Genomic DNA, 14,511 nt, shown 5'->3' on the forward strand with positions numbered 1-14,511 from the left:
ATCCCTTGCACCGCCAATTTGCGCGGCACAAGCGCACACCGATATTGCAGCGCGATAACAGTCCTAATTCGACCAATTTGCAACGATAGTGTCGATGCGTGACGCTTTGGCAACAGCTCCGGCGACCGGCCTCCGCCAGCCTGCCACGATCAGGCCGCCCGCAGCGACTCGATCACCCCGCTTCCCGGATAAGCCACGAGCAGATCGGCATTTTCCGGCAGGCTGAGCGCGGCGCCGCCCTTGACCAGCCAGGCCGTTCCCGCCGGAAAATCCGCGCCATCGATCGTGCCATCGCCCGCCAGCGGCACCAGCCAGAGCGGCCTCCCGTCCCCTTCCAGTTCGGTCGCGACTGGACCGGTCCAGCGCTCCAGCACAAAGGCGGGTCCGTCCGCCAATATCTCGCGCCCCTCGCTCGCCGCATGTGGCTTGTAGGGGGCCACGTAAGGGACGGGATTGCTCACCGCGATGCCGTCCTTCAGGTGCAGTTCGCGATCGCTGCCATAATCGTAGAGACGGTAGGTCAGGTCCACATTCTGCTGCACCTCGACCAGTGTCAGCCCCGGCCCGATCGCGTGGACGGTGCCGGCGGGCGTATAGAAGCTGTCGTCGGTCTTTACCGCCTTCCAGTCGACCAGTTCCTCGATCGTGCCGTCGAGCGCTGCGTCACGCAGCCGATCGCGATCGATCACCTCCAGCGTGCCCAGCGCGATCGAGGCGTGCGGCTCGGCATCCAGAATCACCCACGCCTCGTCCTTGCCGCGCGCATAACCACGGGCCTGCGCCTGCCCGTCGTCCGGATGCACCTGGATCGAGAGACGATCGCTGGTGAAGAGATATTTGATGAGCAGTTCGGGTCCCGCCGAATCGCCGTCCTTCTCGCCCGGCACCTCGAACCAGATCTCACCCACCGGGCTGCCGCCCTCGGCCACGCCCTCGAAAGCGGGCCACAGATCCCGCCGGCCCCACGGCTTCTCGACGCGCTTGGTGGTCAATTTGGTGGCAGGCATCGATCACTCCGAAGGGCAGATTACAGGCGATGTACGCCCATCATGCCGCCGAACGCCACGAAAGGCGATGGCGTTCCGGATGCTCGTTTTCCAAGTCGGGCGCCCTCTTCGCGCCATTCATCGCTTTCGTGGCCACGCCGTTTCGCGCCGGCCCGGCCCACCCCTCAGTTGGGCAGCGCCACCTCGATCTTGTCGACCCATTCCGGATAGAAACAGGGTGAGCGGCTGGACCAGCCCGCCGCCGTCGCCGCCGCCTCGCTGATCGATTGCAGCAGCGAGCGCCGCTTTTCGGGATGCAGGTGCGGAAGCGCCGCCGCCGCGCAGAAGGCGCCCGGCAGCCACGGCCGCACCGCGCCGCCCAGCAGGCGCTCATAGAGGAAACGATAGGCGGAAAAACTGCCGATCCGTCCCTGCCCCAGATCGAATGCCGAAATGGTCACGAGCGGCGAGAAGAAGGGCTCCATCTGCTCCAGCCCGCTATCGTCCGGTATATGGGCGCGGATGTGATCCAGCCGGCAATAGATGCGGGATTGCGCCTTGATGCTGGCCGATTCCACCACATCGCGCGACCAGCGCGCCATCGCGTCGCTACGGCCGAGCCCCACGTCCAGCGAACGACGAATGTAGCGCTGCGTGGAGGACGGAAATGTGGCGAATTCCTTGATCTCGGCGAGCGCCATCGCGCCGTCGGCCGGTTTCATCTGCTGCGCCATCGCCTGCCTCCCGCTTACTAACCCGCGAGGAAACTGCCACGATATTGGTTTCCGGGCCGTTAACCGCGGGTGCCTTGTGCGGGAGTGAATCACATCGCGTGCTGCGATGCAACATGGTGTCGGCGGAATGACGGATTATGGGTGAATGTGTTGCGATCGCGCATCTGTGGATAAAATGCACGATCGCAAAACCGCGATTCCCGGATCAGGTACGCCGGAATCCGGCGCGGATGATCCGATCAATGATGATGAGCGGCGATCCTTTTTTCCTTTTCCTCGTCATATCCGGACGAGGGCGCGGGATCGTGTCCCGTCCCCGGCTGGGTGTTGGCGGGGGCATCAGATGTGGGGAAGCTTTCATCCAGCGCGATATCCAGCTTGGCATCCTCATCGCCGGGATTACGCTGCAGGCGCCTGTCGTCGCTCGCATCCCTGGCGGGCCGGATCTCGGTCGTATCGGGAGTTTCGGTCACACCGTCGCTCATGATGATTCTCCGGGGCGTCGTCCGTTCTCCTGCGGACGCCCATGGATCAAGAACGCCCCCGGCATGGCACCGTTCCCCCCTCCGCTTGCGGTTGCCTGAAGGATCGCCCACACAACGACGCTTTCGGGCCACCCGTCGAAAGTATCCCATGCGTCATTTCCTGTTCGCCTGCCTGCTCGCCCTCGGCGGCCCGGCCTTCGCTGCCGATCCCAAGCCGCCCGAGCCCGCCAAGGCCGAAGCCGGCTTCGCTCCGCTGCCCGCCGACCGCACCGTTACGCAGAGCGCGGTGATCGCGGGCACGAACATATCCTATCAGGTCACGGTCGGCACGCTTCCGCTGCTCGATGCGAAGGGCAAGAAGACCGGCGAGCTGGTCTATACGGCCTATGTCGTGCCCAATCGTGGCCCCGCCCGCCCCGTCACCTTCGCCTTCAACGGCGGGCCGGGGGCCGCATCCGCCTTCCTTAATTACGGTGCGATCGGGCCCAAGCGCGTCCAGTTCGGCGCGCAGGGGGATGCGCCATCCGACAGCGCCATCGCGCGGGACAATCCCAACAGCTGGCTCGATTTCACCGATCTCGTCTTCATCGATCCGATCGGCACCGGCTACAGCCGCAGCCTGCTGGACGAGGCCGAGACGAAGAAGACCTTCTTCACCGCCGATACCGACATCCAGTATCTGTCGCGCATCGTGGCCGATTGGCTGACGAAGAACGGCCGGATGACGAGCCCCAAATATCTCGTCGGCGAAAGCTACGGCGGCTATCGCGTGCCGCGCCTCGCTTATCATCTGCAAAGCCAGCTCGGCGTGGGCCTGAACGGGATCGTCATGGTCTCGCCCGCCCTCAGCCCGCGCACCATCTTCGGCGATACCATCGCGCTTTCGCCGATGAACTATGTCGCCACCCTGCCTTCCATGGCGGCGGGGCAGCTGGAGCGGCGGGGCAGGCTTTCCGGGCCGGCCGCGCTGGCCGAGGTCGAATCCTATGCGCGCGGCGAATTCATCACCGATCTGCTGCGCGGCCGCGCCGATCCGCAGGCGATCGATCGGCTCACCACCCGCGTTTCGGGCTTCACGGGGATGGATCCGAAGCTTGTGCGTCAGCTGGAGGGCCGGATCGACGTGCGCACCTATCTGCGGGAGATCCACCGCGACACGAAATCGATCGGCTCGATCTACGATTCGAATGTCACCGCCTTCGATCCCTATCCGGAAGCGATGCAGCAGCAGTCCAACGATCCGATCCTCGATGCCGGCATGGCGCCCGTCACCGGCGCCGCGATCGATCTGATGACGCGCACGGTCGGCTGGAAGGTCGATGCGCGCTACAATCTGCTGTCTTACGCGGTGAACGCGGCGTGGGACTGGGATCGCAACGACGATGCCATTGCCGATCTGCGCAAGGCCATCTCGGTCGATCCGAAGATGGCGGTGGTGATAGCGCATGGCATGGACGATCTTTCCTGCCCCTATTTCGCGAGCCGCCTCGTGATCGATCAGCTGCCCACGTTCGGCCGGCCCGATCGCGTCCAGCTCGCCCTCTATGCCGGCGGCCACATGTTCTACAGCCGCGCCGACAGCGGCGCCGCCTTCCGGAAGACGGCACTCGGCATCTATCGCTGAGGATCGCGTCGGCGCCCGATCCCGCGCGAGGGATCAGGCGCCGACAGCGGCCGCCCGCCGGGCGAGGCTTTCCTCCGGCCATTCTGCCCTGGTGGAATAATAGCCTTCGAACGCCCTCGCCCCATCGGGCAGCACCACCCACGGCAGTTTCGAGCGGACGTAGATGTGCACGTCCGGCACGCAGGCGGCGGGATCGTCCAGCGTGCCGACCCGCACGAAGCGGATCGCCTCACCCGCCCCGGCATAGTTGGACCAGAGCACAGCCCGACAGGCCGGGCAGCGCGCGAGCATCTGGCCCTTGCCGCTTTCGGTCGGGATCAGATGCGCTTCCGTCTCGCCCGCGATCAGGCGAACCCGATCCGCCTCCCACAGCGCGTTGAGCGCGAAGGCCGTTCCATTTTCATGCTGGCAGGAGGTGCAGTGGCAACAATGGACGAACATGGGCGGCCCATCGCACGCATAACGCACCGTTCCACACGCGCAGCCGCCTTCCATCCGCTCAGCCCTTCCTCGGAAAAACCTTCGCCAGCGCCAGTTCGGCCACATTGCCCAGCACGGCCGCCAGCGCATCCTCGCCGATCGATCCCTTGGCCTTGCCGGGCTTCTCGGCGGTGCCCTGCGAAGCCTCCGATTCCGCCTTCGCCGGGGCGGGCTTCGCCGCCTTGCCCTTGGCCTGCTTGGAGGTGAGCGCCGCCTGCGCCGCCGTCGCCGCGATCGAAAGGCCCACGGCGATCGCCTCGCGCCCCGCCGGGCTGTTCGCCGCGGCGACCAGCTTCGCACCCGCCTCGCGCAGATCCTCCACCAGCCCGGCGAACGCCGCCTCGGGCGCCGCCTGCTGCCTGCCCTTCCCGCCGCGGCCCTTGGGCTTTCCCGCCTTGGCGCCCTTCCCGCTCTTGCCGGCCTTCTTCGCCTTCTCGCCCATCGATCGTCGCCTCTGGAGTGTATCGACAAGATAAGACACTGGCGGCGGCGCGCAACTCCCGTCAGCCGCCCGATCGCGCGCGCCGGATTTGCCCGGCGGCGAGGCAGACCGGCCGCCCCACTTGCCGCATCCCGCCCCCGCCTCTAGGCTGTCACACAAGTACCGGCGGCCACTCGGCCACTGGCGAAGATAAGAGCATGTCGATGGCAGAGCGGTCGCAGAAGGCGGCGCCTCGGCCCGCTGCGGGCGGCCGGGCGAGCGCCCTTCCGTCCCGGCGCAACCGGGGCTGGCACCAGCGCCACACCTATGCCGCGCTGGATCTCGGCACCAACAATTGCCGCCTGCTGATCGCGCGCCCCGAAGGCGATGGCTTCGTCGTCGTCGATGCCTTTTCGCGCATCGTCCGTCTGGGCGAAGGGCTCGCCGCCACCGGCCGCCTCAGCGATGCGGCGATGGATCGCGCCGTCGCCGCGCTCGCCATCTGCGCCGAAAAGCTCAAGCGCCGCCACGTCACGCTGGTCCGCTCCGTCGCCACGGAGGCCTGCCGCCGCGCCACGAACGGGGCCGAATTCATCGCCCGCGTCGCGAAGGAAACCGGCATCCGCCTCGAGATCATCTCGGCCGAGCAGGAGGCGCGCCTCGCCGTGGTCGGCTGCCATGCCCTGCTGGAGCCGGGCGATGAGCCGGCGCTGGTATTCGACATAGGCGGCGGCTCCACCGAATTGGTGCTGCTGGCCGAGGGCGATGATCCCGTGCCGCAGGTGGAGGACTGGTTCAGCGCGCCTTGGGGGGTCGTGTCACTGTCCGAAAGCGAACCGCATGTCGGCGCCGACGAAGCCGAACTGCGCGCCTCCTATGCCCGGATGAAGCAGCGCGCGGCGGATGCGTTCGCCCCCTTCGCCGCCCGGCTCGCGACCTCCACGCGCGGCCCCGGTCGCCTGCTCGGCACCTCCGGCACGGTCACCACGCTCGCCAGCCTCCATCTCGATCTGCCGAGCTACGATCGCAAGAAGATCGATGGGCTGATCCTCGATTCGCAGGATCTGCGCACCGTCAATCGCCGCCTCTCCGGCATGTCGGTGGAGGCGCGGGCCGCGCTGCGCTGCATCGGCAACGAGCGCGCCGATCTCGTCGTGGCCGGCTGTGCCATTCTCGAGGCGATCCTCGATCTGTGGCCGGCCGAGCGCCTCTCGGTCGCCGATCGCGGCATACGCGAGGGAATCTTGCGCGGGCTGATGGCGGCCGACATGGTGCCGGCATGAGCAGAGGCGGATCGGGCGGCAAGCAAAGGGTGAAGACGGCGCGCGGCCGCACGGCCTCCTCCACGCGCTGGCTGGAGCGGCAGCTCAACGATCCCTATGTGAAGAAGGCGCAGGCCGAGGGTTATCGCAGCCGCGCCGCCTACAAATTGATCGAGCTGGACGAGCGCTTCGGGCTCATCAAGGGCACGCGCCGCGTGATCGATCTCGGCATCGCGCCCGGCGGCTGGAGTCAGGTGGTCCGCCGCCTCAATCCGCAGGCCTCGATCGTGGGAATCGATCTGCTGCAGGTCGATCCGATCGACGGGGTCACGATCCTGCAGATGGATTTCATGGACGATGCGGCGCCCGCCCTCCTGACGGAATCGCTCGGCGGCAAGGCCGATCTGGTAATGTCGGATATGGCCGCCAACACGGTGGGCCATCAGCAGACCGATCATCTGCGCACGATGGCGCTGGTGGAGGCCGGCGCCGATTTCGCGGGCGAGATCCTCAATCCCGGTGGCGCCTATGTCGCCAAGGTGCTCGCCGGCGGCGCGGACCATGGCCTGGTCGCCCTGCTCAAGCGCATGTTCACGACCGTGAAGCACGCCAAGCCCCCCGCGAGCCGCAAGGATTCGTCGGAATGGTATGTGATCGCGCAGGGCTTCAAGGGCGCAAGGCCGGAGCCGGCCGGGGCGGAGTAAGCCCGGGCTGGAGCGACGGGCCGCCACGCCTCAATAATAATTCTCGAGCGTCAGGCTTCTACTCTTTCCGTCACAGGTCCGAAGCCGCACTGTTTCGCCGGCTCCGCGACTTACCCAATCGAGCGCCGCCTCCGAAGCAGGATCGAGTTGCATGTCATTGGCGGCGCAAACGGTATCACCCGCTTTCCAGCCGGCCCGTTCCGCCGGACTGTTGGTGGCGACATAGGCGACCCGGAAACCCCGCACGGCTGGGGTCAGGCCCAGCCCTGTACGATCAGCTGGATAAGCGGGTGCCTCGCTCCGCCGCCACAACCAGAGCCGTCTGGCGGGCACGTCCAGCACAATCCGGTAGCGGGATAGCAGGTTGGCGCCGATCATCCCGTCCACTTTGCCGACGAGATGAGGCGGCAGGGGACCGATGCGAACGTCGACAGGCGACAGGGTGGCGCTTCCGAGCGTGACGGCGGGGAGGTGCGCCTTCTTCTGAGCCACGATCTGGCCTTGCGCACCCGCCTTCCGACCCTCGGACAACAGGGTGACATCCGCGCCCGCCCGTTTCCATGAATCCTCGTCGAGTTCGAGTTCACCATTGCTTCCAAGGTCAAGCACGACCGTGACGGACTCGGCCCCCGCTTTCAACGAAAGCGCCATGTCGAGACCGACCTGCTGAAGAGGGATCGATTCATAAGGTGGATTGGGACGAACGCCTGTCCCCATGAGGAGCAGCTTCCGGGCCGGGAAATCGATGCCGATCGCGCCCTTCCTGAAGAAATCACCACCGATAACGAACTCGATCGGTCGCCCCAGCAGCACCGACGCCGCAGCGAGATCGGCGGCGATGGGCCTGATGTCCGTTCTGGTCCCATCGGTGAACTCGACACTTACGGGCGGGAGGGTCCTGATATCGATCGCGCCGACGGCGGCGCCGATCTTGCCTGCAGCGCCTTCCTTCAACCCAAGTTCCGATGCGAGCCGTCGATCCATCACGCTGTAATTGGCGGCATTGTCGAGAAAGGCCATGACGCGCCTGCCATTGATCGTCACCTGCAACAGGATCTTGCCGCGAAACCACTCCCACGCGATTGGCGTAAGCGCGCGCCTGCCAGCAGGCTCGGCCGCGAGACCGGGGGCCTCACCCCGTTGGGAACCGACGCCCCTTGTTGGCGGCGTGGCCGCCGACACCGCAGCGATCTGTGCTCTCAGGTCGCCAGTCGCAAGCATCCCAATCGCGCCTGTCAGCAAATGTATGCGCCTCACAGGCTCCCCCTCGCAAAATCGGCGCCGATCGCCTATGTGGCGCGCCTCCCATGGCAACGATACTTCCCCCGCGCCCCAAAGTCGGCATGGTCTCGCTCGGCTGTCCGAAGAACCTCGTCGACAGCGAACGGATCCTCACCAAGCTTCGTGCGGATGGCTATGCCATGTCGCCCGATTATGCCGGGGCCGATGTCGTTCTCGTGAATACCTGCGGTTTTCTCGACAGCGCCAAGGAAGAAAGCCTGGAGGCGATCGGCGAGGCGATCGCGGAAAATGGCCGCGTTATCGTCACCGGCTGCATGGGCAAGGAAGCCGAGGTGATCCGCGAGCGCTTCCCGGCCGTGCTCGCCGTGACGGGTGCGCATCAATATGAGCAGGTGGTAGGCGCGGTGCACGATGCCGCGCCGATTCCGCCCAGCGCCTATCTGGATCTGGTGCCGGAGCGCGATCTGAAGCTCACGCCGAAGCATTACAGCTATCTGAAGATTTCGGAGGGCTGCAATCATCGCTGCAGCTTCTGCATCATCCCGGCGCTGCGCGGCGATCTCGTCAGCCGCCGCCCCGATGCGATCTTGCGCGAGGCGGAGAAGCTGGTTGCCGCGGGCACGCGCGAACTGCTCGTCATCAGCCAGGATACGTCCGCCTACGGGCTCGATCTGCGCCACGCCTCCTGGCCGCTCAAGGGCGGCGGGGAGATACGCTCGGACATGACCGATCTGGCACGGCATCTCGGCCGGCTGGGCACGCCCGACGATCCCGTCTGGGTGCGGCTCCATTATGTCTATCCCTATCCGCACGTCGATCGGGTTATCCCGCTGATGGCGGAAGGGCTGGTCGTCCCTTATCTCGACATTCCCTTCCAGCATGCGGCGCCGTCCGTGCTGAAGGCGATGAAGCGCCCGGCCAACGAGGCCAAGGTGCTGGAGCGGATCGGCCGCTGGCGCGAGATCGCGCCGGATATCGCGATCCGATCGACCTTCGTCGTCGGCTTCCCCGGCGAGACCGAGGCCGATTTCGACTATCTGCTCCAGTGGCTGGAGGAAGCCCGGCTCGATCGCGTCGGCGCCTTCCGGTTCGAGCCCGTCGCCGGGGCCGCCGCCAACGATCTGCCCGATCCGGTGCCGGAAGAGGTGAAGGAGGAGCGCTATGCGCGCCTGATGGAGCTGACCGCGCGCATCTCGGCCGAAAAGCTGGAAGCCAAGGTCGGCCGCAGGCTGGATGTCATCATCGATGAGGTAGGCGGCGACGGCGCCACCGGCCGCAGCCAGGCCGACGCCCCCGAAATCGATGGCCAGGTCCACCTGCGCGACGCCGGCCACCTGACGCCCGGCGCCATCGTGACGGTGGAGATCGAGGAAGCCGACGAACACGATCTCTTCGGCGTGCCGGTGTTAGCGGGCTGAACAACCGCTCATAACGACCGGCCCTCCGTCTGCGCCCTGCGGGGCTTGCCTCGATATCCCCGCTCCCTCCTGCCCGGGGCGACTATCCCCGCCGCATGGCCATAAGGGCGATTTCGACGCTCTTTCCGCTCTTCGGGAGGCGAACGGGAGCGCTGCGCGCATGGTTTACGAAATGTTCGGTGTGGGTTACTTTTGCGGCGAGTAGCTTAAGAGTGGGGGGCATTTTCATGCGGAGTATCCTTCTCGTCGCCGCGGTTTTCCTTGTGGCGCAGCCGGCCTCGGCCATCGATCTCAATGGTGTCACGGCATCCGGTGCCTATTATTACCCTACGATCGCCAACCCTTATGGAAGCGCCACCGTCACGCCGGGCACGTTCGTCATCGGCTCCGGCATAGAAGGCACCATCGCGATCGAGGGCGTCACGACGGTAACGTTCGATTTCGCGGCGGACTCTCTCGCCATCGCATTCGATACGATCCTGGCGTCACCGACCTGGAACAGCGCCGCATTCAACGGCGCGGTTTTCGAGAGCACCGCGTTCGCATCGATCACGGGCGTCACCGTCAATCCCTCGACGACATTTGCGGGCTTCGACGCATCCCGCGTTTCGATTGTCGGCAATCAGTTGCAGCTCAACTGGGCGGGGCTCGGCTATTCGAATGACACGACGCTTTCGCTGAGCTTCACCGGCCCCGGCAGCACGGTTCCCGAGCCGGGCAGCTGGCTGATGATGATCGGCGGTTTCGGGCTTGTCGGGGCGATGCAGCGCCGCAAAAAGGCGTTGCCACTTCCCGCCTGAAACGGGCGCCCGCGCCAGCCTTCACGGAGTTCCGATCAACGCGCTCCGTGCCGGGGAAATCCTCCTGGCCGAAGCCATCCGGATCGCCATGCCTTGAGGGCTGGAGCTGAAACGCTTCTTCCCACGGACAAAAAGAAAGAGGCCGCCCGGATCGCTCCGGACGGCCTCTTTTTTCTCGCGGCGGCGAAGGGCTCAGCCCTCCACTTCCTCCTCGGCGTCCGGACGGACATCGGCGGTGGCGCCGGGTTCCGCGTTCGGATCATAATCCTCGGTGAAGCCGGCTTCGTCGCGCTCGAACATCTGAGCCATGACGTCGACGCCCTGCGCCTGCATCTCGGCCTCTTCGGGCGAGCGGGCGACGTTCACCTTGATCGACACCGACACTTCCGGGTGAAGGACGACCTTCACCTCGTTCATGCCGATCGCCTTGATCGGCTTGTCGAGAACGATCTGGTTCTTCGCCACCTTCGCGCCGTCCTCGGCGAGAAGCTCGGCCAGGTCGCGCGCCGAAACCGAACCATAAAGCTGGCCGGTGTTCGAAGCCTGACGGATCAGGGTGATGGTCTTGCCGTCAATGTCCTTCGAAGCCTTCTCGGCCTCGCTGCGACGGGCGGCGTTCTCGGCAACGATCGTCGCCTTGTTCGCCTCGAAGACCTTCTTGTTCGCTTCGTTGGCGCGGAGCGCCTTCTTGCGGGGGAGGAGGAAGTTGCGCGCGAAGCCGTTCTTCACGGTGACGACGTCACCGATCTGGCCGAGCTTCTCGACGCGTTCGAGCAGGATCACGTCCATCTGGGTCGCTCCTTACTTCACGAGGTAGGGCAGCAGGCCCAGATGACGGGCACGCTTGATCGCCTGGGCGAGCTCGCGCTGCTTCTTGGCGGAAACCGCCGTGATGCGGGACGGGACGATCTTGCCACGCTCGGACACGAAGCCCTGCAGCAGGCGAACGTCCTTATAGTCGATCCGGGGAGCATCCTTCGCGGAGAAGGGGCAGCTCTTGCGACGGCGGAAAAAGGCACGGGCCATGAGTCTGTTCCTTCCTTACGCCGCGTCGCGGTCTTCGCGGCGGGGACGATCCTCGCGCGGGCCACGATCGGGACGATCACCACGCTCGCCGCGCGCACGATCGCGATCGTTGCGGCGCATCATCGCGGACGGGCCCTGCTCGAGCTCATCGACGCGAATCGTCATGTAGCGGATGATGTCTTCGTTGATGCCGAGCTGGCGCTCGATCTCGGCGACGACGGCGCCGGGCGCGTCGATGTCGAGCAGCACATAATGCGCCTTGCGGTTCTTCGCGATACGATAGGCGAGGCTGCGCAGCCCCCAGGTCTCGGTCTTCACGACCTTGCCCTTGCCTTCGACGACGATGTTGGTGACCATTTCGGCCAATGCGTCCACCTGCGCCTGTGCCAGATCCTGGCGCGCAAGGAAGACATGCTCGTACAGAGCCATGTTCCATATCTCCATGCCGATCGCTGACGCCGCCCCATGCGGACGCCCCTCCGGCTGTCGTTCCAAAGGAAACCGGGCGAAAGGCATGAGCCTCCGCCCGGATCGCGGGCCTATGGCGGAAAGTGGCCGGAAAGGCAAGCGCGCTGCCCGCACGCACCAAAACGCCCTTCACCCCATATATTTCATTTCGTTGCTGTGCGGCCGCTTCGGCCCTTTCATACGTATCTGCTCCGGGCCGCGCCACGGGAACGCGGATTTTCAGGGAGTTAGGATATGTCGAAGTTCATCCTCGCCGCGGTGGCGATCGCGTCTGCGGCGCCCGCGTTCGCCCAGTCGGCGGAGCCCGCCAGCTGGACCGGCTTCTATGTCGGCGGCCGGGCCGGCTACAGTTTCCAGCCCGGCGACGGCGACGAGACGATCAAGTTCGACAACAATCTGGACGGCAATTTCGGCGATACGGTGCGCACGGCGGCCGGCGCGAACGCCTTCTCGCCCGGTTTCTGCGGCGGCTATGCGCGATCGGCGGTGGCGGCGAACGGCTGCGCCAAGGACAAGGACAGCCTCGAATTCGCGCTGCACGCCGGCTATGATTTCGATCTGGGCGGCTTCGTCGTCGGCGGCCTCGCCGAAATCGGCATGGGCTATGCCGAAGATAGCGTGACCGCCTTCTCCACCACGCCGGCCAATTACACCTGGACCCGCCGCATGGCCGAGAATTACGGCCTGCGCGCCCGCGCCGGCTATGCCTTTGGCGGCGGGCGCGACACGCTCGTCTATGCCACGGGCGGGATCGTATGGGCCAAGATGGAGAACAAGTTTCGCTCCTCCAATCGTGGCAACGGCTATACCGACATGAGCGACGATACCGTCACCGGCTGGCGCGCCGGGGCGGGCGTGGAGCATCGCGTACTCAAGAATCTCTCGATCGGCGTGCAATATCTCCATACCAGCCTGAAGGATAACGGAGCGCGCCTGCGCGTCTCCCGCGGCACGCAGCCCGCGACCAACCCCTTCATCCTCACCAACACCAGCGGCACCGATTTCGCGCGCAGCCACCGCCGATTCGCGACGGATAATGTGAGCGCGACGGCCAACTTCCGCTTCTGAACAGGCCCGGGCGGCGGCGCGAACCTTGCGTCCGCCGTCCGAGCTACTTAGTCGGGCCTGCTTTCGAGGAGGCCCGACATGCGCGCATTCGTTTTTCCGGGGCAAGGCAGCCAGGCCGTGGGCATGGGCGCGGAGCTTGCCGCGGCATCCGCCGCTGCCCGCGCCGTCTTTCAGGAGACGGATGACGCGCTCGGGCAGAATCTGGCGCGGCTGATGGCCGAGGGGCCGGCCGACCAGCTTACGCTCACTGAGAATGCCCAGCCGGCGATCATGGCGAATGCGATCGCCACGCTGCGCGTGCTGGAAGCCGATGGCGGCATCGCGCTGGCCGAGAAGGCCGATTTCGTGGCCGGCCATTCGCTGGGCGAATATAGCGCGCTGTGCGCGGCGGGCGCCTTCGATCTGGCGACCACGGCGCGACTGCTGAAGCTGCGCGGGCAGGCGATGCAGGCGGCCGTACCTGTGGGCGAGGGCGCGATGGCCGCGCTGCTGGGCGCGGACATGGCGCTGGCCGAGGCGATCTGCGCCGAGGCGGCCGAGGGCGAGATCGTGCAGGCCGCGAATGACAATGGCGGCGGGCAGGTCGTGATTTCCGGTCACAAGGCGGCTGTCGAACGGGCCATGGCGCTTTCCAAGGATAAGGGCGTGAAGCGGGCACTGCCCCTGCCCGTCTCCGCCCCCTTCCATTGCGCGCTGATGCAGCCGGCGGCCGATGCGATGGCCGAGGCGCTCCGCGTCGCCACGATTCGCCCGCCGCTGGTGCCGGTCTATGCGAACGTGACGGCCGCCCCCGCCGCCGATCCGGACGAGGTGCGCGATCTGCTCGTGCGGCAGGTGACCGGCACGGTGCGCTGGCGCGAAAGCGTGGAGGCGATGTTTGCCGCCGGCGTGACAGACTTCGTGGAATTCGGCGCCAAGGTGCTGGGCCCGATGATCAAGCGCATCGCCCCCGACGCGAAAACCACGAGCGTGGTGACCATGGCCGATATCGAGGCCCTGGCGGCGACGCTCTGAGAGAGGAAACACCCATGTTCGACCTGACAGGCATGACGGCGCTGGTGACGGGCGCTTCCGGCGGAATCGGATCCGCGATCGCCAGGGCGCTGGCCGCGCAGGGCGCGAAGGTCGCGCTTTCCGGCACCCGCGCCGATGCGCTCGCCGCGCTCGCCGCCGAAATCGGCAACGGCGCCGTGCCCGTGCCCTGCAATCTGGGTGATCCCGAATCCGTGGAGGCGCTGGTGCCCGCCGCCGTCGAGGCGCTGGGCGGCAGGATCGACATCCTCGTCAACAATGCCGGCATCACGCGCGACAATCTCGTCATGCGGATGAAGGATGACGAATGGGATCAGGTGATCTCCGTCAATCTCGAGGCCGCCTTCCGCCTGATCCGTGCCGCCGCCCGCCCGATGATGAAGGCGCGATTCGGCCGGATCGTGACGATCACGTCGGTCGTGGGCACCACCGGCAATCCCGGCCAGGCCAATTATGCGGCATCCAAGGGCGGCCTCACCGCCATGTCCAAGGCGCTGGCGCAGGAACTGGCGACGCGCGGGATCACGGTGAACTGCGTCGCGCCCGGCTTCATCGCCAGCGCGATGACCGACGCGCTGAACGAAGCGCAGAAGGGCGCGATCCTCGGGCGGATCCCGGCGGGCGCGCTGGGCGAGGGCACGGATGTCGCCGCCGCGGTCGCCTATCTCGCCAGCCGCGAGGCCGGCTACGTCACCGGCCAGACGATCCACGTGAACGGCGGAATGGCGATGATCTGAACGCCCGTTTGAAACCGGGTCTCA

17 protein-coding genes are annotated in these 14,511 nt (G+C 66.2%); 8 read left to right on the forward strand and 9 right to left on the reverse strand.

What is annotated here, in order from left to right; genetic code table 11:
• Positions 1-149: 149 nt before the first annotated feature.
• From DI605_RS07220 to DI605_RS07230, 3 genes are all read right to left on the reverse strand, one after another.
• Complete coding sequence (locus tag DI605_RS07220) at positions 150-1,007, reverse strand: class I mannose-6-phosphate isomerase (RefSeq protein ID WP_293971212.1); 858 nt, start codon at positions 1,005-1,007, stop codon at positions 150-152.
• A 164-nt stretch (positions 1,008-1,171) separates the two neighbouring features.
• Positions 1,172-1,720, reverse strand: coding sequence for a hypothetical protein (locus DI605_RS07225; protein ID WP_293971215.1), 549 nt, complete (start codon positions 1,718-1,720; stop codon positions 1,172-1,174).
• 239 nt (positions 1,721-1,959) lie between these two features.
• Complete coding sequence (locus tag DI605_RS07230) at positions 1,960-2,205, reverse strand: hypothetical protein (protein ID WP_293971218.1); 246 nt, start codon at positions 2,203-2,205, stop codon at positions 1,960-1,962.
• Between the two features lie 148 nt (positions 2,206-2,353).
• Here DI605_RS07230 and DI605_RS07235 point away from each other — a divergent pair, with 148 nt between their 5' ends.
• A complete protein-coding gene (locus tag DI605_RS07235; protein WP_293971221.1) occupies positions 2,354-3,829 on the forward strand; it encodes a peptidase S10 in 1,476 nt (491 codons plus the stop codon).
• A gap of 33 nt (positions 3,830-3,862) precedes the next feature.
• On the opposite strand, the gene DI605_RS07240 is transcribed toward DI605_RS07235, so the two are convergent.
• Together DI605_RS07240 and DI605_RS07245 are read right to left on the reverse strand one after the other, a co-directional pair.
• Positions 3,863-4,270, reverse strand: a complete 408-nt coding sequence (locus DI605_RS07240) for a GFA family protein (RefSeq protein WP_293971224.1) — start codon at positions 4,268-4,270, stop codon at positions 3,863-3,865.
• A gap of 58 nt (positions 4,271-4,328) precedes the next feature.
• On the reverse strand, positions 4,329-4,751 hold the full coding sequence (locus DI605_RS07245) for a hypothetical protein (RefSeq protein WP_293971227.1): 423 nt from the start codon (positions 4,749-4,751) through the stop codon (positions 4,329-4,331).
• Positions 4,752-4,954: 203 nt separating this feature from the next.
• Between DI605_RS07245 and DI605_RS07250 the strand changes: the two genes are divergently transcribed.
• Positions 4,955-6,013, forward strand: a complete 1,059-nt coding sequence (locus tag DI605_RS07250; RefSeq protein WP_293971230.1) for a Ppx/GppA phosphatase family protein — start codon at positions 4,955-4,957, stop codon at positions 6,011-6,013.
• Complete coding sequence (locus DI605_RS07255; protein WP_293971233.1) at positions 6,010-6,696, forward strand: RlmE family RNA methyltransferase; 687 nt, start codon at positions 6,010-6,012, stop codon at positions 6,694-6,696. Before DI605_RS07250 ends, DI605_RS07255 begins: the two co-directional genes overlap by 4 nt.
• Positions 6,697-6,726: 30 nt before the next feature.
• On the opposite strand, the gene DI605_RS07260 is transcribed toward DI605_RS07255, so the two are convergent.
• The gene (locus DI605_RS07260) at positions 6,727-7,878 is read right to left on the reverse strand and encodes an aspartyl protease family protein (RefSeq protein WP_293971236.1); all 1,152 of its coding nucleotides are present in this window, start codon (positions 7,876-7,878) and stop codon (positions 6,727-6,729) included.
• Positions 7,879-8,003: 125 nt separating this feature from the next.
• Between DI605_RS07260 and rimO the strand changes: the two genes are divergently transcribed.
• Both rimO and DI605_RS07270 read left to right on the forward strand, forming a co-directional pair.
• A complete protein-coding gene (gene rimO / locus DI605_RS07265) occupies positions 8,004-9,356 on the forward strand; it encodes a 30S ribosomal protein S12 methylthiotransferase RimO (protein ID WP_293971239.1) in 1,353 nt (450 codons plus the stop codon).
• 227 nt (positions 9,357-9,583) lie between these two features.
• Positions 9,584-10,156: a PEPxxWA-CTERM sorting domain-containing protein gene (locus DI605_RS07270; protein ID WP_293971242.1), complete on the forward strand. Its 573-nt coding sequence runs from the start codon at positions 9,584-9,586 to the stop codon at positions 10,154-10,156.
• Positions 10,157-10,348: 192 nt separating this feature from the next.
• Here DI605_RS07270 and rplI read toward each other — a convergent pair whose 3' ends face one another.
• The 3 genes from rplI to rpsF are packed head-to-tail and all read right to left on the reverse strand — an operon-like array spanning position 10,349 to position 11,611.
• Positions 10,349-10,945: a 50S ribosomal protein L9 gene (rplI, locus tag DI605_RS07275; RefSeq protein WP_293971245.1), complete on the reverse strand. Its 597-nt coding sequence runs from the start codon at positions 10,943-10,945 to the stop codon at positions 10,349-10,351.
• A 12-nt stretch (positions 10,946-10,957) separates the two neighbouring features.
• Entirely contained in the window at positions 10,958-11,182 is a 225-nt protein-coding gene (gene rpsR, locus DI605_RS07280; protein ID WP_171742934.1) for a 30S ribosomal protein S18, read from the reverse strand.
• A gap of 15 nt (positions 11,183-11,197) precedes the next feature.
• Complete coding sequence (rpsF, locus tag DI605_RS07285; protein WP_293971249.1) at positions 11,198-11,611, reverse strand: 30S ribosomal protein S6; 414 nt, start codon at positions 11,609-11,611, stop codon at positions 11,198-11,200.
• 273 nt (positions 11,612-11,884) lie between these two features.
• On the opposite strand from rpsF, the gene DI605_RS07290 reads away from it, so the two are divergent.
• From DI605_RS07290 to fabG, 3 genes are all read left to right on the forward strand, one after another.
• A complete protein-coding gene (locus tag DI605_RS07290) occupies positions 11,885-12,718 on the forward strand; it encodes an outer membrane beta-barrel protein (protein WP_293971252.1) in 834 nt (277 codons plus the stop codon).
• Positions 12,719-12,796: 78 nt separating this feature from the next.
• Positions 12,797-13,732 (forward strand): ACP S-malonyltransferase, encoded by a 936-nt coding sequence (gene fabD, locus DI605_RS07295; protein WP_293971255.1) that lies wholly within the window; start codon positions 12,797-12,799, stop codon positions 13,730-13,732.
• 14 nt (positions 13,733-13,746) lie between these two features.
• The gene (fabG, locus tag DI605_RS07300; RefSeq protein WP_293971258.1) at positions 13,747-14,487 is read left to right on the forward strand and encodes a 3-oxoacyl-[acyl-carrier-protein] reductase; all 741 of its coding nucleotides are present in this window, start codon (positions 13,747-13,749) and stop codon (positions 14,485-14,487) included.
• The last annotated feature ends 24 nt before the right edge of the window (positions 14,488-14,511 follow it).

It is taken from the genome of Sphingomonas sp. (assembly GCF_003248515.1).
Lineage (GTDB): Bacteria > Pseudomonadota > Alphaproteobacteria > Sphingomonadales > Sphingomonadaceae > Sphingomonas_I.

Excerpts from the sequence above, each read along its gene's own strand:
- DI605_RS07220 (WP_293971212.1), bottom strand. The coding sequence starts at position 1,007 with ATGCCTGCCACCAAATTGACCACCAAGCGCGTCGAGAAGCCGTGGGGC.
- DI605_RS07225 (WP_293971215.1), bottom strand. The coding sequence starts at position 1,720 with ATGGCGCAGCAGATGAAACCGGCCGACGGCGCGATGGCGCTCGCCGAG.
- DI605_RS07230 (WP_293971218.1), bottom strand. The coding sequence starts at position 2,205 with ATGAGCGACGGTGTGACCGAAACTCCCGATACGACCGAGATCCGGCCC.
- DI605_RS07235 (WP_293971221.1), top strand. The coding sequence starts at position 2,354 with ATGCGTCATTTCCTGTTCGCCTGCCTGCTCGCCCTCGGCGGCCCGGCC.
- DI605_RS07240 (WP_293971224.1), bottom strand. The coding sequence starts at position 4,270 with ATGTTCGTCCATTGTTGCCACTGCACCTCCTGCCAGCATGAAAATGGA.
- DI605_RS07245 (WP_293971227.1), bottom strand. The coding sequence starts at position 4,751 with ATGGGCGAGAAGGCGAAGAAGGCCGGCAAGAGCGGGAAGGGCGCCAAG.
- DI605_RS07250 (WP_293971230.1), top strand. The coding sequence starts at position 4,955 with ATGGCAGAGCGGTCGCAGAAGGCGGCGCCTCGGCCCGCTGCGGGCGGC.
- DI605_RS07255 (WP_293971233.1), top strand. The coding sequence starts at position 6,010 with ATGAGCAGAGGCGGATCGGGCGGCAAGCAAAGGGTGAAGACGGCGCGC.
- rimO (WP_293971239.1), top strand. The coding sequence starts at position 8,004 with ATGGCAACGATACTTCCCCCGCGCCCCAAAGTCGGCATGGTCTCGCTC.
- DI605_RS07270 (WP_293971242.1), top strand. The coding sequence starts at position 9,584 with ATGCGGAGTATCCTTCTCGTCGCCGCGGTTTTCCTTGTGGCGCAGCCG.
- rplI (WP_293971245.1), bottom strand. The coding sequence starts at position 10,945 with ATGGACGTGATCCTGCTCGAACGCGTCGAGAAGCTCGGCCAGATCGGT.
- rpsR (WP_171742934.1), bottom strand. The coding sequence starts at position 11,182 with ATGGCCCGTGCCTTTTTCCGCCGTCGCAAGAGCTGCCCCTTCTCCGCG.
- rpsF (WP_293971249.1), bottom strand. The coding sequence starts at position 11,611 with ATGGCTCTGTACGAGCATGTCTTCCTTGCGCGCCAGGATCTGGCACAG.
- DI605_RS07290 (WP_293971252.1), top strand. The coding sequence starts at position 11,885 with ATGTCGAAGTTCATCCTCGCCGCGGTGGCGATCGCGTCTGCGGCGCCC.
- fabD (WP_293971255.1), top strand. The coding sequence starts at position 12,797 with ATGCGCGCATTCGTTTTTCCGGGGCAAGGCAGCCAGGCCGTGGGCATG.
- fabG (WP_293971258.1), top strand. The coding sequence starts at position 13,747 with ATGTTCGACCTGACAGGCATGACGGCGCTGGTGACGGGCGCTTCCGGC.